The organism is Amycolatopsis sp. N2S4-7 (assembly GCF_058119595.1).
Window position 1 is genome coordinate 3,951,817 of sequence record NZ_CP172299.1, and the last position, 16,399, is coordinate 3,968,215.

At 71.9% G+C, this 16,399-nt stretch carries 17 protein-coding genes; 9 read left to right on the plus strand and 8 right to left on the minus strand.

Annotation, left to right across the window (positions count from 1 at the left end; translation table 11 throughout):
- Positions 1-86 precede the first annotated feature (86 nt).
- From ACH54P_RS18390 to ACH54P_RS18410, 5 genes are all read right to left on the minus strand, one after another.
- The gene (locus ACH54P_RS18390) at positions 87-818 is read right to left on the minus strand and encodes a lipoate--protein ligase family protein (RefSeq protein WP_489914314.1); all 732 of its coding nucleotides are present in this window, start codon (positions 816-818) and stop codon (positions 87-89) included.
- Positions 815-2,203, minus strand: a complete 1,389-nt coding sequence (locus tag ACH54P_RS18395; protein ID WP_489914316.1) for an NAD(P)(+) transhydrogenase (Re/Si-specific) subunit beta — start codon at positions 2,201-2,203, stop codon at positions 815-817. Before ACH54P_RS18395 ends, ACH54P_RS18390 begins: the two co-directional genes overlap by 4 nt.
- Complete coding sequence (locus ACH54P_RS18400) at positions 2,200-2,511, minus strand: NAD(P) transhydrogenase subunit alpha part 2 (protein ID WP_285989380.1); 312 nt, start codon at positions 2,509-2,511, stop codon at positions 2,200-2,202. Before ACH54P_RS18400 ends, ACH54P_RS18395 begins: the two co-directional genes overlap by 4 nt.
- Complete coding sequence (locus ACH54P_RS18405) at positions 2,508-3,620, minus strand: Re/Si-specific NAD(P)(+) transhydrogenase subunit alpha (RefSeq protein ID WP_489914319.1); 1,113 nt, start codon at positions 3,618-3,620, stop codon at positions 2,508-2,510. Before ACH54P_RS18405 ends, ACH54P_RS18400 begins: the two co-directional genes overlap by 4 nt.
- Positions 3,621-3,744: 124 nt before the next feature.
- Positions 3,745-4,368: a TetR family transcriptional regulator gene (locus ACH54P_RS18410; protein ID WP_489914322.1), complete on the minus strand. Its 624-nt coding sequence runs from the start codon at positions 4,366-4,368 to the stop codon at positions 3,745-3,747.
- A gap of 196 nt (positions 4,369-4,564) precedes the next feature.
- On the opposite strand from ACH54P_RS18410, the gene ACH54P_RS18415 reads away from it, so the two are divergent.
- The 5 genes from ACH54P_RS18415 (at position 4,565) to ACH54P_RS18435 (ending at position 9,368) form a co-directional block, all read left to right on the plus strand.
- Positions 4,565-5,632, plus strand: coding sequence for a ferredoxin reductase (locus ACH54P_RS18415; protein WP_489914324.1), 1,068 nt, complete (start codon positions 4,565-4,567; stop codon positions 5,630-5,632).
- Between the two features lie 10 nt (positions 5,633-5,642).
- A complete protein-coding gene (locus ACH54P_RS18420; RefSeq protein WP_489914326.1) occupies positions 5,643-6,752 on the plus strand; it encodes a fatty acid desaturase family protein in 1,110 nt (369 codons plus the stop codon).
- Between the two features lie 7 nt (positions 6,753-6,759).
- Entirely contained in the window at positions 6,760-6,960 is a 201-nt protein-coding gene (locus ACH54P_RS18425; protein WP_489914328.1) for a hypothetical protein, read from the plus strand.
- 449 nt (positions 6,961-7,409) lie between these two features.
- Positions 7,410-8,714, plus strand: a complete 1,305-nt coding sequence (locus tag ACH54P_RS18430; protein WP_489914330.1) for a sensor histidine kinase — start codon at positions 7,410-7,412, stop codon at positions 8,712-8,714.
- Between the two features lie 9 nt (positions 8,715-8,723).
- A complete protein-coding gene (locus ACH54P_RS18435) occupies positions 8,724-9,368 on the plus strand; it encodes a response regulator (RefSeq protein ID WP_489914332.1) in 645 nt (214 codons plus the stop codon).
- On the opposite strand, the gene ACH54P_RS18440 is transcribed toward ACH54P_RS18435, so the two are convergent.
- On the minus strand, positions 9,353-10,012 hold the full coding sequence (locus ACH54P_RS18440) for a TetR family transcriptional regulator (protein ID WP_489914334.1): 660 nt from the start codon (positions 10,010-10,012) through the stop codon (positions 9,353-9,355). The two genes, ACH54P_RS18435 and ACH54P_RS18440, sit on opposite strands and share 16 nt — an antisense overlap.
- Positions 10,013-10,084: 72 nt before the next feature.
- On the opposite strand from ACH54P_RS18440, the gene ACH54P_RS18445 reads away from it, so the two are divergent.
- On the plus strand, positions 10,085-11,296 hold the full coding sequence (locus tag ACH54P_RS18445; RefSeq protein ID WP_489914336.1) for an MFS transporter: 1,212 nt from the start codon (positions 10,085-10,087) through the stop codon (positions 11,294-11,296).
- Between the two features lie 10 nt (positions 11,297-11,306).
- Complete coding sequence (locus ACH54P_RS18450) at positions 11,307-11,717, plus strand: secondary thiamine-phosphate synthase enzyme YjbQ (protein ID WP_072480861.1); 411 nt, start codon at positions 11,307-11,309, stop codon at positions 11,715-11,717.
- Here ACH54P_RS18450 and ACH54P_RS18455 read toward each other — a convergent pair.
- Positions 11,655-12,659, minus strand: a complete 1,005-nt coding sequence (locus tag ACH54P_RS18455; RefSeq protein ID WP_489914338.1) for a YhgE/Pip domain-containing protein — start codon at positions 12,657-12,659, stop codon at positions 11,655-11,657. The two genes, ACH54P_RS18450 and ACH54P_RS18455, sit on opposite strands and share 63 nt — an antisense overlap.
- Before the next feature lie 105 nt (positions 12,660-12,764).
- Here ACH54P_RS18455 and ACH54P_RS18460 point away from each other — a divergent pair, with 105 nt between their 5' ends.
- Both ACH54P_RS18460 and ACH54P_RS18465 read left to right on the plus strand, forming a co-directional pair.
- Positions 12,765-13,460, plus strand: coding sequence for an HAD family hydrolase (locus ACH54P_RS18460; RefSeq protein ID WP_489914340.1), 696 nt, complete (start codon positions 12,765-12,767; stop codon positions 13,458-13,460).
- Positions 13,461-13,633: 173 nt separating this feature from the next.
- Positions 13,634-15,697 (plus strand): bifunctional lysylphosphatidylglycerol flippase/synthetase MprF, encoded by a 2,064-nt coding sequence (locus ACH54P_RS18465; RefSeq protein ID WP_489916504.1) that lies wholly within the window; start codon positions 13,634-13,636, stop codon positions 15,695-15,697.
- On the opposite strand, the gene ACH54P_RS18470 is transcribed toward ACH54P_RS18465, so the two are convergent.
- A complete protein-coding gene (locus ACH54P_RS18470; RefSeq protein WP_489914342.1) occupies positions 15,675-16,379 on the minus strand; it encodes a hypothetical protein in 705 nt (234 codons plus the stop codon). The two genes, ACH54P_RS18465 and ACH54P_RS18470, sit on opposite strands and share 23 nt — an antisense overlap.
- Positions 16,380-16,399: the final 20 nt, after the last annotated feature.

A 16,399-nucleotide genomic window follows, 5' to 3' on the forward strand; every position in this document is an offset into this window, starting at 1 on the left:
GCCACCGGCTGACCGTCCACAAGCGACACAGCCGGTGGCCGCCAACCGGCGGGCAGGCGCCCGTGGCTGCCGTCCTCCTGGCCGGCCTACGCCGCCCGCTGAGCGCCGTCCGCGTGCCAGGACGGATAGTGGTAGCGGGTGTGCAGCAGCGTCCGCTGCCGCGCCAGTTCGGCCGCGGACGGCGGGCGCGGCACGAGCGTTCCGAGCAGCTGCGACGCCGCCGCCCGCACCGCCGCCTCGACCGCCGGGAAGCCGGGCCGGAGGCCGTGCTCGGCCAGGGACGCCACCGGGCTGCGGTGGGAGTCGAGCGGGCGCGGGTCCGCCGGTGCGCTCGTCAGGTAGCGGCCGACGAGCCCGGCGGACGTCTCGACCAGCAGCGTCGAGTGCGCCAGCAGCCCGGTCTTGGTGCGGAACACGGCGAACCCGCAGAGCTTCGCGTCGCCGACGAACAGGCCGCGGTCGCCGATCCGCGGCACCAGCCCGAGCTGGTCGACAGCGGCGCTCATCACCTGGCCGAGCGCCTCCAGGGGCCGGTCGGCCGGGCCGGGCAGGACCAACGTCACGTTCAGGTTGCCCGGGTCGTGGAACACCGTGCCGCCGCCGCTGGCCCGCCGCAGCACCGGGACGCCGTCGCGCTCGCATTCCGAAACGCGCACTTCGCGCGCGATCCGCTGACCGCGCCCGACCACAACGCAAACCGGGTTGCGCCAGAGCCACAGCACCGGTGACTCGGGCGCAACCCGGAGGAGCGCTTCGTCGAACGCGAGGTTTTCGGCCGGGTCCGTGAACGCCGCACGCACATCCGACCCGCTCGTCATAACGCCTTGAGTTCCTCCACGATCTCGCCCACCGACGACTTGGCGTCCCCGAAGAGCATGCTGGTCTTCGGATCGTAGAACAGGTCGTTGTCGATCCCGGCGAAGCCGGAGGCCATCCCGCGTTTCAAGACGATCACGGACCGGCTCTCGTTGACCTTGAGGATCGGCATCCCGTAGATCGGCGAGCTCGGGTCGGTCTGCGCGGCCGGGTTCGTGACGTCGTTCGCGCCGATCACCAGCGCGACGTCGGTCTGGGCGAACTCGGAGTTGATCTCGTCCATCTCCTTCAGCTGCTCGTACGGCACGTCGGCCTCGGCGAGCAGGACGTTCATGTGCCCGGGCATCCGGCCGGCCACCGGGTGGATCGCGTAGGCAACCGTGATCCCCTTCTTCTCCAGCAGCTTCGCCATCTCCCGGACGGTGTGCTGGGCCTGCGCCACGGCCATGCCGTACCCCGGCACGACGACAACCTTGCTGGCGTACGCCATCTGGATCGCGGTGTCGGCCGCGCTGGTGGAGCGCACCGGACGGGCTTCCTTCGTCCCGCTGCCGGCCGAAATCGCCGGGCCGCCGCCGAAGCCGCCCGCGACGATCGCCGGGATGGACCGGTTCATCGCCTTGGCCATCAGGTTGGTCAGGATCGAGCCGGAAGCGCCGACGATCATGCCGGCCACGATCAGCGCCGTGTTGTCCAGCGCCAGGCCCATCGCCGCGGCCGACAGCCCGGTGAACGCGTTGAGCAGCGAAATCACCACCGGCATGTCCGCGCCGCCGATCGGCAGGACCACGGTGAGGCCGAGGACGCCCGCCGCGACGAGCAGCCCGATCATCAGCCACCCGTTGTCGCCGCCGGCGACGATGATCACGGCACAGGCGAGCGCGACCAGCAGGAGCAGCGCGTTCACCGGCTGCTGCAGCTTGCCCATGGTGATCGGGCGGCCGCTGATCAGTTCCTGGAGCTTGCCGAACGCGACGTTCGAGCCCCAGAACGAGATCGACCCGATGATCGCCGCGAAGAGCGAGGCGATCGCGATGTACACCGGCTCGTGCGCGTAGCCGGCGGTGGAGCGGAACTCGACCCAGGCGATCAGCGCGACCGCGCCGCCGCCGACGCCGTTGAACAGGGCCACCATCTGCGGCATCGCGGTCATCTTGACCTTGCGCGCCGACGGGACGCCGACGAGCACGCCGATCCCGACGCCGAGGACGATCAGCAGCCAGTTGCCCATGCCCGGGGTGAGCAGGGTCGCGACGACGGCGATGCCCATGCCGACCGCGGCGATCCAGTTGCCGCGGACTGCGGTGCGCGGGCCGGTCAGGCCCATCAGGCCGTAGATGAAGAGGGCGAACGCGATGATGTAGAGGATCGCGATGAAGTCGGTCACTTCTCGTCCTCCTCACCGGCGACGGGTTTCTTGGCCTTGAACATCGACAGCATCCGGTCGGTGACCAGGAAGCCGCCGACGACGTTGATCGTGCCGAAGGCGATCGCGATCACCAGCAGGATCTTGTTGAAGACGCCGTCGACGCCGAGGCCGAGCACGACCAGCCCGCCCAGCAGCACGATGCCGTGGATCGCGTTGGTGCCGGACATCAGCGGCGTGTGCAGGGTGTTGGGCACCTTGGAGATGACGGCGAAGCCGACGAACCCGGCGAGCACGAGCACCGCCAGGTTCTGCACGAGCGGACTCACGACGCACTCCCTTCGCGCCCGGCCACGCAGGCACCGGCGACGATCTCGTCTTCGAAGTCCAGCTTCAGCTCGCCCTCCTTCGTCACCAGCAGCTCCAGCAGCTCGGTGACGTTGCGGGCGTAGAGCTCGCTGGCGTGCGAAGGCATTTCGGCGGGCAGGTTGAGCGGGGCGGAGATGGTGACGTCGTGCTCCACGACGTCCTCGCCCGGCTTGGTCAGCTCGCAGTTGCCGCCGGTCTCGCCGGCGAGGTCGACGACAACCGACCCGGCGGGCATGCCCTTGACGGCGTCCGCGGTGACCAGCGTCGGCGCCTTGCGGCCCGGCACCAGGGCCGTGGTGATCACGACGTCGAACTTCGTGATGGCTTCGGTGAGCCGGCGCTGCTGCTCTTCGCGCTCCTCGGCGGTCAGCTCGCGGGCGTACCCGCCTTCGCCGACCGCCTCGATGCCGAGGTCCAGGAACTGCGCGCCGAGTGACTTGACCTGCTCGCCGACCTCGGGCCGGACGTCGTAGCCGGTGGTCTGCGCGCCGAGCCGTTTCGCGGTGGCCAGCGCCTGCAGCCCGGCGACGCCGGCGCCGAGCACCAGCACCTTGGCCGGCGGGACGGTGCCGGCCGCGGTGGTGAGCATCGGGAAGAACCGCGGGAGCTTCTGCGCCGCGAGCAGCACGGCGCGGTAGCCGCCGATGCTGGCCTGCGACGACAGCGCGTCCATCGCCTGGGCCCGGGAGATCCGCGGGACCGCCTCCATCGCGAACGCGCGCAGGCCCGCTTCTTCGAGCTTCGCGAGTCCTTCCGGGTTGCCCCGCGGGTCGAGGAAGCCGATGAGCACGGCGCCCCGGCTCAGTTTCGCGACCTCCCCGGGCGCGGGCGGGTTCACCTTCACGACGATCGGTGCGCCCCACGCGTCGCCGAGTTCGGCGCCCGCCTGGGTGTACGCGTCGTCGCTCAGGTGGGCCTTGGCCCCGGCGCCCGGTTCGACGACGACGCGCAGCCCGCGCTGCACGAGCCTGCCGACCAGTTTGGGCACCATGGCCACCCGGCGCTCCCCGGGGCGTGACTCGGTCACCACACCCACGGTGAGCTGCTGAAGCTGTTCGCTGTCCGCCACACGACCTCCTCATCGGCGAGGCACGATCCGAGGGTTGTACCACGCCGGACCGACAGTCCCCAGTGACGTGAGTCGCAAGTCTCCGGGTTTGTGCCAGAAGATACGAGTGCCGGAAAGGAAACGTTCAGCGGGTTTTCCAGTGCGGGACGCCGAGCAGGATCAGGCGCAGCCGTTTTTCCGCCGTTCCGGTGATTTTCGGGTCTTCACCAGGGCGGGCTTCCAGCAGTTCGACAATGGTCGTCAGCATCACGGAAACGATCAAGTCGGCGAGCATGTGCAGGTCTTCGGTGCTCCACGACCGCAGCGGCGCGAACCGTGCGAGGTCGATCGCGAGGTCGCCGGAGAACATGCGCAGCTCGACGCCGATGGCGCGGGCGAGCGGCCCGCCGCCGTAGCGCTCGCGCGTCAGGAACCGGAAATGGTCCTCGTTCGCCCGGACGAATTGGTGCACCGTGGCCACCGAGGCGCTGATCATCCCCTGGTAGGTGTCCGGGTCGGTGCGCGCCGACCGCATCATGCCGCGCAGCGTGCGCGTCGCCTCTTCGACGAGCGCGACGCCGAGTTCCTCCATCGAGGCGAAGTGCCGGTAGAACGCCGTCGGCACCAGGCCGGCGCCTTTCGCGACTTCGCGCAGCGACAGGCTCGCGAACGGGCGGTCGGCCAGGAGGTCCAGTGCGGTGTCCAGCAACGCCTGGCGGGTGCGCAGTTTGCGCTCCTGGCGGCTCACCGGCGTCAGTGGTTCGGACACGGCCTCCAGCGTACGGACATCTTTTGGGGGTGCGGGGGGCCTGCCCCCTGCCGGGGGCCGGGGCGGAGCCCCGCTGTACACAGCGTCCACCGCGTTGCTCACGTCACATCCTCCGCGTCTCGCGTTGACAGGCGGTCCACTCCTGCAGTGCACTGTTCAGTGTACAGTCGTTCACTGTAACCGAGGAGGTTCGGAGATGACAGCGCTCATCCCCCGGCGCGTGCGCGGCCTCGCCTCGCTGGCCGAGGCGCTGCTGACGCCGCACGGGATGGACCGCTACCTGGAGCTCGTCGACCCGATGCTGGTCCGCCGCGAGATCCGCGGGCTGGTCACGGCGGTGCGCAAGCAGACGCCGGACAGCGTCACCCTCACCGTGAAGCCCAGCCGCGCGTGGCCCGGCTTCAGCGCCGGCCAGTACGTCCGCCTGCAGGTGGAGATCGACGGCGTCCGGCGCACGCGCTGCTATTCGCCGTGCGGTTCGCAGTACGACGGCGAACTGGAGTTCACGGTCAAGGAGCAGGGCCTCGTTTCCGGGCACCTGAACCGCGCGCTCGGCGTCGGGGCGGTGGTCGGTCTGTCCACTCCGGACGGCACGTTCACGCTCCCGGCCACCCGGCCGGACCGCGTGCTGCTGATCGCCGGCGGCAGCGGCATCACGCCGGTGCTCGCCATGGCGCGCACCCTGGTCGACGAAGGCCACGCCGGCGAGATCGTGTTCGTCCAGTACTCGAACGGCCCGGCCGACGCGCTCTACCGCACCGAACTGGCCGAGCTCGCCGCCCGGCACCCCGGGCTGCGGGTGGTGCACGCGTACACCCATTCCCGGGGCGGCGACCTGAACGGGTTCTTCTCGCCGGAGCACCTCGAGCGCGTCGCGCCTTGGTTCCGCGACGCGGAGGCGTTCGTCTGCGGCCCGAAGCCGCTGATGGACGCGGTACGTGAGCAGTTGGGTGAACGAGTGCACACCGAAGAGTTCACGCCGCCGGCGTTGACCTTCGACACGGGGAACGCCGAGGGCCAGGTGCGCTTCAAGCGCAGCGGGCGTGAATGCGCGAACTCCGGGAAGCCGTTGCTGGAGCAGGCCGAGGAGGCCGGGCTGTCGCCGGAGCACGGCTGCCGGATGGGCATCTGCTTCTCGTGCACCCAGCTCAAGACCGCCGGGCGCGTCCGCAACGCGCGCACCGGCGAGGTTTCCGGCGACGAAGACGAAGAAATCCAGCTCTGCATCTCCGTCCCCGTCGGGGACGTCGAGATCGACGCTTAAGGAGACTGCCATGACCGGTCTGCAGGACCGCCTGACCCCGGAACAGGTCGAGGAGTTCGGCCGCGAGCTCGACGGGCTGCGCCAGCGGATCGTCGACAGCCTGGGCCAGGAGGACGTCGACTACATCCACAACATCATCAAGACGCAGCGCGGGCTGGAGGTCGCCGGGCGGGCGCTGCTGTTCGCCGGGTTCTTCCCGCCCGCGTGGCTCGCCGGCGTCGGCGCGCTGTCGCTGGCCAAGATCCTCGACAACATGGAGATCGGCCACAACGTCATGCACGGCCAGTACGACTGGACGCGCGACCCGGCGCTGAGCTCGCAGCGGTTCGAGTGGGACACCGTGGCGCCGGCGGAGAACTGGCGGCACTCGCACAACTACATCCACCACACGTACACGAACATCGTCGACAAGGACCGCGACGTCGGCTACGGGATCCTGCGGATGGACACCGCCCAGAAGTGGCATCCCTACTACCTGGGCAACCCGGTGTACGCGACGCTGCTGGCGATCTTCTTCCAGTGGGGCGTGATGCTGCACGACCTCGAGGTGGAGAACGTCGTCAAGGGCGAGCGGTCGTGGGCCGACAACGTGCCGGTGCTGAAGAAGATCGTGCGGAAGGCTTCGCGGCAGGTGGGCAAGGACTACCTCCTGTTCCCGCTGCTGACCGGCCCGCTGGCGCCGCTGACGTTCCTCGGCAACGCGACGGCGAACCTGACCCGCAACCTGTGGGCGTTCGCGATCATCTTCTGCGGCCACTTCCCGGCGGAAGTCGAGAGCTTCACCGAGGAGGAGACCGCTTCGGAGTCGCGCGGCCAGTGGTACCTGCGGCAGATCCTGGGTTCGGCGAACATCAGCGGCGGCCCGCTGTTCCACATCCTGAGCGGCAACCTTTCGCACCAGATCGAGCACCACCTGTTCCCGGACATCCCGGCGCGGCGGTACCCGGAGATCGCCGGCGAGGTGCGCGCGATCTGCGAGAAGTACGGGCTGCCGTACCACACGGGACCGCTGCGCAAGCAGCTCTGGTCGGTGGCGAAGAAGATCGTGAAGCTGGCCCTCCCGCAGGGTTCGCCGTCGACGGCTACCGTGGAACCCGACCGGCAGCTCCGAGCAGCGTGAGGGTGACATGGTGGGTCAGTTCGAACGGGAGAAGGACACCCTGCAGGTGATCACCGAATCAGCCGCGACGCACGTCGGCAACATCGCGAGCATCATCACCGGGGCGATCCGCGACATCGCCCGCGAGACGGGTGACTGGCTCACGGACGTCGTCGAGATGCGGGAAGCCGCGCAGCGGGCCCGGGAGGACGACCCGGACGCGCCCTGAGGCAGGGTTTGTGCGGGTCACCTCGCGGCGGGTTCGTGAACGCCACCGCGCGGAACCCTCGGCGCGCAGGTTCGTGAACCCACCTCGCGGGGCTCCCGCGGCGCGGGCTCGTGAACACCACCTCGCGCGGCTCCCGCGGCGCGCTCGCGGACGCGGCGCGGTTCGTGACCCTCACCTCGCGGGACTCCCGCGGCGCGGTTCGCGAACGCCACTCACGAGACTCCCGAAGCGGGCTCGTGAACCCCACCTCGCCGGCCCCTCGCGGCTCGCGAACCCCGCCTCGCCGAACTCCCACAGCACGGTCCGTGAAGGCCACCTCGGAGCACTCCCGAGGTGGCCTTCACGGCTTTCGCGCCCCGGAACTGTCGGTGCCGTCCGGTAGCGTGGAAAACGGGGGCGCCCCCGAGCGCCGGGTGTGGTTTCCGGGGTAACAGCCGGGGGAAAACCGGATGGGCAGTCCTCCCCTCACCCGCGACACTGGCAGCGTGACCAGCCTCGACCTCCCCCGCCCCCACCTGCTGCGCCGGGTCTTCGGCCCGCTCGCCGCCCGGGACTTCCGGGCCGAGTACGCCTGGCTGGTGCTCTCCGGCCCGCTGAGCCTGTTCTCCCTGGCGAGCTTCCTCGTCGTCCTCGTGGTCGGCATCTGGCTGACGCCCGTGCTGCTCGGGTTCCTCGTGCTCGCCGGCGCCCTGCTCTACGCCCGCGGCCTCGGCGCCGCCCACCGCGGTCTCGCCAAGGCGCTGCTCGGCGTGAGCGTGCCCACCCCGCGCCGTCCCGAGCTGAAGCCCGGGCTGTGGAGCTGGGTGAAGGCCCGCGTCGGCGATCCGGCGGGCTGGCGGACCGCCGGCTACCTGCTGCTGCGGCTCCCGCTGACCTTCGCCGGCCTGTTCACCATCGTCGTCGCGACGCTCTTCGCCCTGGCCGCGACCCCCTTCGCCGTCTTCTGGTTCCCGCTCGGCGAGCAGCGCCTGCCCGTCTTCGACATCCAGGCCGCGCACTGGTTCGGCGCGCTGGCCTGGTCGGCGTCCGGGTTGCTGGTGCTGGTGGCGCTCCCGTGGGTGACCCACGCCTTCGTCGCGCTCGACCGGCTGCTGGTCGTCGGGCTGCTCGGCGAGCGCGTGCTGTCCGAACGCGTCCGCGACCTGGAGGCGAGCCGCGCGACGGCGGTCGAGGACGCCGCCCTCCGGCTCCGGCGCATCGAGCGCGACCTCCACGACGGCGCCCAGGCCCAGCTCGTCGCCCTGGCGATGAAGCTCGGGCTGGCCAAGGACGAGCTGGCGGAGCACGACCTGCCCCAGATCAAGGAGCTGGTCACCGCGGCCCACGCCAACGCGAAGCAGGCGCTGACCGAGCTGCGCGACCTCGCCCGCGGCATCCACCCGGCCGCCCTGGACGCGGGCCTCGACGTCGCCCTCGCCACCCTGGTCGCGACGTCCGGGATCGACGCGCGGGTCACCGTCGACCTGCCGCGCCGCCCGCGGCCGCCGCTGGAGACGATCGTCTACTTCAGCGCCGCCGAGCTGCTCACGAACGCCGCGAAACACGGCGGGACGACGCTGGTCGATGTCGCCGAAGAGAGCGACGTCCTGCTGCTGCGGGTGCGCGACGACGGCCGGGGCGGGGCCCGGGTCGTGCCGGGCGGCGGCCTGGCCGGGGTCGCCGAACGGCTGCGGACGGTCGACGGCGAGCTGACCGTCGTGAGCCCGCGGGGCGGTCCGACCGAAGTCACCGCGCGGGTGCCGCTGCCCCGCTAGGGTCGCGGCATGCGGATCGTCATCGCGGAGGACTCCACCATCCTGCGCCAGGGTCTCGTCGAGCTGCTGACCTTCCGCGGCCACGAGGTCGTCGCCGCGGTCAAGGACGCCGAAGCGCTGCGAGCCGCCGTCGGGAGCCACACCCCCGACGTGTCCATTGTGGACATCCGGATGCCGCCGACGCACACCGACGAGGGCCTGCGCGCGGCGATCGCGCTGCGGCGCGAGGTCCCGGGCTGCGCGATCCTGCTGTTCTCCCAGTACGTCGAGACGAAGTACGCGGCCCAGCTCCTGGCCGACCGCGCGGGCGGCGTCGGCTACCTGCTGAAGGACCGCGTCGCCGAGGTGTCGGACTTCCTGGACGCGCTGCGCCGGGTCTCGGACGGCGAAACGGTGCTCGACCCGGAAGTCGTCAGCCAGCTGTTCTCGGCGACGCGCCAGACCGACGCGCTCAGCGGGCTGACCCCGCGGGAGCGGGAAGTCCTCGGCCTGATGGCGGAGGGCCGGTCGAACTCCGCGATCGCGGCGAAACTGTTCCTGTCGGCGGGATCCGTCGAAAAGTACGTGACGTCGATCTTCGGCAAGCTGGGCCTGCCACCGTCCGAAGGGGACAATCGCCGCGTGCTCGCGGTGCTGCGCTACCTCGACTCCTGAGCCAGGAGCCCGTCGACGAAGGCGCGTAGCCCCGCCCGGTAGGTGTCGCGGGCGGCCAGCTCCGGCCAGCGGTCGCCGACCGCGGCCAGGCTGGGGAACCGGGACTCGTCCAGGGCCGCGAAAACGGAGTCGCGGTACCGGGGCCGGTCCTCCGAAGCGCGCCGGCCGGCACGGGCGCGGACGAGGATCTCGCCCACCGTGTAGTACCAGACGTTCCGGTACAGCTCGACGGCCCGCTCCGGCGTGCAGCCGCACGCGAGCGCGCCGCCGACGATGGCTTCGACCATCCACAGCGCCGACTCGCCGAGCAGGTCGTCGGCCGTCAGGACCTCCACGGCCTGCGGCCAGGCGGCCAGCGAGTCGTGCATCACGGTCGCCGCGGCGACGATGCGGTCCCGCGGGTCCGCCGGCAGCTCCGGCCGCGGCAGCCCGTCGGCGTAGTGCTCCAGCAGCTGGACCAGCAGGTCGTCCTTGTCGCGCACGTGGTGGTACAGCGTCGTCGCGCCGACGCCGAGCTCCGCGGCCAGCCGCCGGACCGTCAGCTTCTCCCAGCCGTCGCGGTCGAGGATCACCCGGGCGGCGTCGAGGATCCGCGCGCGGGACGTCGTCGGCGGCCGTCCCATGCGGCCGGCGGGTCGTGGCATTCCCCCATCATGCCCGCCGTGCTACTTTCGGAACATGTTCGAAAAGTCGACGGACAGAACTGGGGACGGATCATGAACACGGGAAGACGGCCCATCCTGGTGGTGTGCCTGGCGGTCTTCGGCCTGATGGCCGGCCAGCAGATGCTCAACCCGATCCTGCCGCCGCTGGCCCGGGAGTTCGGGTTCAGCGAGTTCGCGCTGGGGGCCGTGTGGGCCGTCGGCGGCGCGGGTGTCGTGCTGGCCAGCCCGTTCTGGGGCCGCCGGGCCGCGCACCGGGGACACCGGCCGGTGCTGCTGGTCTCGCTGCTCGGCGCCATGACGAGCCTGCTCGGGTTCGCCTTCGTCGCCCAGCTCGGCCTGGCGAAGGCTCTGGCCGTGCCGGTGTTGTTCGCCGCGGTCCTGCTCACCCGCGGCGTCCTCTTCGGCCTCGCCTGGGCCGCGACGCCCGTGACCGCGCAGTCCTACATCGCCGACGTGACCGACGGCCCCGCCGAGCGGGTGCGGGGCATGGCGGTGTTCGGCGCGGCGCAGGGCCTCGCGCTCGCCGTCGGCCCCGCGCTGGGCGGCGTGCTGAGCCTGACCGGGAACCTGCTCGTCCCGGTCTACGCCGCCCCGGTCGTCCTGGCCGGGATCGCCGTCGTGATCACGTTCGCGCTGCCGAAGCCCCCGAAGCGCGCGGCCCGGCCGGCGACGGTGCGGGTCAGCCCGTTCGACAAGCGTCTGTGGCCGTTCCTGACCATCGGTTTCGGCCTGTACCTCGCCTTGGCGATCGTCCTCATGACCATCGGCTTCCTCGTGCAGGACCGGCTGCACCTGACCGCCCAGGACACCGGCCGCGTCACCAGCCTGGTCATGCTGGCCGGCGCCGGGATGATCATCCTCGTCCAGGTCGTCGCCGTCCCGCGGCTGGACTGGACGCCGCTGCGGCTGGTCCGGGTGGGCGCGGTCGTCATGACCGGCGGGATGCTCGCGGTGGCCGTCGGCTCCGACGGGTTCCTGCTCGGTGCCGGGGTGGCCGTCCTCGGCGCGGGGATGGGGTTCGCGACGCCGGGCTTCATGTCCGCGCCGACGCTGCTCGCCACCCGGGAGGAACAGGGCGCCGTCGCCGGGCTCATGGGGTCGGGCAGCGCGCTGGCGTTCATGGGCGGGCCGTTGCTGGGCACCGGCCTGTACGAGATCGCTCCCGTCGTCCCCTACCTCGCCGGCGCGGTGCTCCTCGTGGCCCTGGCCGCGTTCGCGTTCACCATGACCGGCGAACCCGCGAAGGAGCCCGCGGCTCCCTAGGCTGGGACGCATGTACTCCACCGAGATCGAGGTCCGCACCGGCTCCGAAGCCGTCGTCCACGACCTCACCCACGAGGCCGAGGCGTTCCTGCGCGACGCCGACGCGGCCGACGGCCTGCTGCACGTCTGGGTCCCGCACGCCACCGCCGGGCTGGCGATCCTGGAGACCGGGGCCGGCAGCGACGAGGACCTGCTGACCGCGCTCGACGAGCTGCTCCCCCGTGACGGCCGCTGGCGGCACCGGCACGGGAGCCCGGGTCACGGCCGTGACCACGTGCTCCCGGCGCTGGTGCCGCCGTACGCGACGATCCCGGTGCTCGGCGGCGTCCTGGCGCTGGGCACCTGGCAGTCGATCTGCCTAGTGGACACCAACCTCGACAACCCGGTCCGCAAGGTGCGGTTCAGCCTCCTCGCGGGCTGACCGGCCCGGCCACAGCACGACCAGCAGGCCCGCGGCCAGCAGGGCGCCGAGCACCCAGACCCCGGTCGCGACGTCGGGCGCGCCCGGCACGCCCTGCAGGAGGCTGCGCAGGCCTTCCGCGGAGAACCGGAACGGCGTCCACGACCACAGCAGCGTCCGGTAGGCCGGGTTCAGCAGCTCCGGCACCTGCCCGGCGACCGCGGGCGCGACCAGGTACAGCGGGCCGAGCACGGCCATCGCGCGCAGGCCCAGCAGCCGCAGCAGGCCCGCCTGGACCGCCGCGAACGCCGTCGCCGCGAGGAAGACGAAGCCGAGGACGCCGGCGGTCAGCGGCAGCGCGGAGTCCCACAGCGCGAAGAACCCGGCGACGGCCGCCGTGACCAGCACCCCGGCCCCGACGACCTGCAGGAACCGGGCGCCGGCGCCGACCGTGCGGCCGGTGCGGCGGGCCAGCTGCGTCAGCGCGAGCCCCGCGACGAGCGCGCCGATCCAGGCCAGCGCGCTCGCGGCCAGGGGCGCGGTCCGGCCGGCGACGCTCACCGGGTGCAGCACCTCCTGCTTCGGTGCGCCCGCCAGCGCGGTCGCCGCGCCGGTCAGGGCCTGCTGGGCGACCTGGGTGCCGGCCGGGTTGACCGCCCCCGACGTCACGACGGTCGCGGCCGGGCCCGGCGCGAGTTCGAGCACGCCGTAGACCTTCTTGTCCTCCAGGAGCTTCCGCGCGCCGGCGGCGTCGGTGACGGTCCACGCGAGCTGGCCGCCGCCGTGCGCGGCGATGCGCTGCGCGATCTCCGGGGGTGCGGCGACGGCGACCGGGACGTGGTCCGGCGCGACGGTGGCCTGCGCGCCGAAGGTGAGGAACCCGAGCACCACGGCCACCAGCGCACCGGCCACGGCGGCGACCAGGGCGAGCGCCCCGGCGGGGCGCCGGACAGGACTGGTCATGACGACCTCCAGTTATTCATCGCTTGCTGAATTAGTGCCCAAGGTACGACGCCGTCCCCCGGAAGTCAACGCGCGTTGAATAGTGCCGCCGGTAACCTCGAACTCGTGACGAAGAAGCGGCTGGTGCTCTGGGACATCGACCACACGCTCGTGGACTTCTCCGAGCTGGGCGCGGCCTGGTACGGGACCGCGTTCACCGCCGCGACCGGGGCGACCCTGCGCGTGCACCCGGTGTTCGGCGGCCGCACGGAACGGGCGACGACGACCGACCTGCTCACCGCGAACGGCTTCGAGGCCGCCGAGGAGACGATCCAGGCGCTGTTCAAGGCCCTGGTGGCGGAGTCGGAACGCCACCGGCACACCTTCGCGGAGACGGCTCGCGCGCTGCCGGGCGCGGCCGAGGCGCTGACCGCGTTCGCCGCCGGCGGTGACGTCGTGCAGACGCTCGTCACCGGCAACCTGCCGGAGATCTCGCGGCACAAGCTCGTCCCGTTCGGCCTGGACGAGCACCTCGACCTCGAGATCGGCGGCTACGGCACGCTCTCGGTGCACCGCCCGGACCTGGTCCCGCACGCGGTGGCGCTGGCGGCGGCCAAGCACGGCACCGAGTTCGGCGACGGCGCGGTGGTCGTCATCGGCGACACGCCGAACGACGTCCGGGCCGCTGTGGACAACGGCGCGATCTCCGTCGCCGTGGCCACCGGGCACTTCTCCGCCGAGGAACTGCTGGCCGAGGGCGCGCACACCGTGCTGCCCGACCTGACCGACACCGACGCGGTCCGGCGCGCCGTCCTCGGCTGACGTCCTCCTCGGAGGGGGACATCCCTCAGCCGAAAGGACGACTCCCCTAGGGGAAATCTCGTTCCCATGCCCGATGTCCGCGGTGGCGGGAACTCGACAGACTCATCCCCATGACTGACGCAGGGGCGGCGGCCGAGCCCGCCGGAGGGGGCCGCATCCGGAACACGGTCGCGGTGTTGAGGCAACGGCTGCCGTTCACCAGCGGCGTCACGCTCGCGATGCTCGTGCTGGCCGTCGCGACCGGGGCGCTCTGGAACGCCGCCGAAGACCGCGCGGCCTTCCCGTTCATCGCCTACGGGTTGCCGTCGCTGGAGACGGGCCGGTGGTGGACCATGCTCACCGGCCCGTTCTTCGCCGTCATCCCCTGGTACTACCTCCCGATGGTCGGCAGCTTCGTGCTCTTCGCCGGCTTCGCCGAGTGGCAGCTCGGGACGCGGCGCGCGATGGCCGTGACCATCGGCGGCCAGTTCGTCTCGGTGCTCGTCGCGACGCAGTTCCTCGCGCTGTGCCGCAACTCCGGCTGGCTGTGGGCGGAGCGCATGGCGGGCAGTCTGGACGTCGGGTTCTCCGGCGGTGCGCTCGCCGCGGTCGCGGTCGCCAGCGCGACGCTGCGGCCGCCGTGGGCGCTGCGGCTGCGGGCCGGGCTCTGCGTGTACGCCGGGGTCGCGATCGTCTACGTCGGCACGCTGGCCGACCTCGTGCACTTCTTCGCGCTGCTGCTGGCGATCCCGCTCGGGAAGCGGCTGGTCGGCTCGAAGCGGGTCCTGGACGCGGCGGGGCCGAACCCGCGGGAGTGGCGGCTGCTGACCGTCGCCGGCCTGCTGCTGCTCACCATCGCCGAGGTCGTGATGTTCCTGGTGCCCGGCGACGGCCCGTTCGGCTCCACCGAAGGGGTTTCGCTGTCGGCGCCGGAGCTGGCGATCCTGGTCCTGCTGGTGGTGCCGATGCTCAACGGGCTGCGCAAGGGCGGCCGCGTCGCGTGGCGCTGGGCCGTCGCGCTGTCGGCTTTCGTGACGCTGCAAGGACTCGCCGTCGCCACGGCCGTCGGTCTCGCCGACGTCTTCGGCGCGGACTACGACACCGACGGCCTGCCGCTGTTCTTCGTGGACAATCTCCTGTGGACGGTCGAGCTGACCGTCCTGATCGCCGCGCGCCACGCCTTCCGCGTGCCTTCGCGGCGCCGGCTGCGGCGCCACGCGCAGGGTCCGGGGCCGGCGCTGGCCCGCACGCTGCTCGGGCGGCACGGCGGCAGCACGCTGTCGTGGATGACGACCTGGCCGCGCAACACCTACTTCGTCCGCGAGGACGGCCGGTCCTACCTCGCCTACCGGCGGCACGCGGGGGTCGCGGTCGCGCTCGGCGACCCGATCGCCCCGGACGGCACCGCGGCGGCCACGGTCACCGAGTTCACCGCGATGTGCGAGAACTCCGGCCTGGTGCCGTGCGTGTTCTCGGCGACGGAGGCGACCGTCGCGGCGACGCGCGAGCTGGGCTGGCAGCACGTCCAGGTGGCCGAGGACAACGTGCTCGACCTCGACGGCCTCGAGTTCCGCGGCAAGGCGTGGCAGGACGTCCGGTCGGCGCTGAACAAGGCCGCCAAGCAGGACATCGACTTCCGGCTGGTCCGCTTGGCCGACCAGCCGGAGCCCATCCTCGCCCAGGTCCGGGCGTTGTCGGAGGAGTGGATGGCCGACAAGGCCATGCCGGAGATGGGGTTCACCCTCGGCGGCCTCGACGAGGCGATGGACCCGGCGACCCGGGTCGGCCTCGCGGTCGACGCGGAGGGCACGGTCCACGGCGTGACGTCGTGGCTGCCGGTCTACACCGGCGCGGGCAAGGTCGGCGGCTGGACGCTGGACGTGATGCGCCGCAGCGCCCACGGCTTCCGCCCGGTGATGGAGTTCCTGATCGCCTCGGCCTGCCTGGCGTTCCGCGAGGAGGGCGCCCGGTTCGTGTCGCTGTCGGGCGCTCCCTTGGCCCGCAGCGCGTCCGGGGCGCCGGCCCGCCCGGTGGACCGGGTGCTGGAGTCCCTGGGCCGCGTGATGGAGCCATACTACGGCTTCCGGTCACTGCACGCGTTCAAGGCGAAGTTCCAGCCGCGGCACGTGCCGCTGTACCTGGCCTTCCGCGACGAAGCGGACCTGCCGCGGATCGGGCTGGCGCTGAGCCGGGCGTACCTGCCCGACGTCCGGCTGCGGGAACTGGCGAAGCTGGTCAGTAGCTCTCGGGGACGCTGATCCGCTGCGGGAAGCGGATCTTCCGCCTGCTGACGACGTTCTGGTCCTTCTCGATCAGCCTGCCGTCGGTCAGCCGGAGCCAGTGGCCGTTGCGGGAGTCGGTGAAGGCGAGCATGACGCCCGGGGTCAGGTCCGGGCGCTGCCAGCCTTCGCGGACCGGCATCCGCCACTTCCCGGGCGGGAGGATGGCGTAGAGGTATTCGTCGTCCTCGATCTCCGGCCCGCGGTGCAGGGTGGACCCGGTCATCGGCAGGTGCCGCACGAGGTCGAAGGAAACGACGACGTGGTTGATCGCCTCGGCGTTCGCGTTGGAGACGATCATGTAGCCGTCGACCCGGCCGCCGTCCTCGAGGACGGTGCCGGGCTCGGCGCGTTCGATCCACGCGGTGACCTTCGCGGCCTGTTCCTGGCGTTCCCGCTGGGCCTGCCGGCGCCGATCCGCCTGCGCCTGCCGGTTGTCCCGGATGGCGATCCACAACGCCACGACGACGGCGCCGATCGTGCCGATGCCGCCGACCCACTGCCCGGAGGCGCCCCACCAGTCCGGGTCCCGCGGCTCGACGAGCCAGCTCCACGTCTTCGCCAGCAGCGGCCCGAACAGCAGCAGGAACCCCGCGACACCCAGCACCCCGAACGCGACGGCCCGGATCCGCCCGAGCCGTCTCTCCCCTTCACCGCTCATGAGGGCACAGCCTGCCGAAT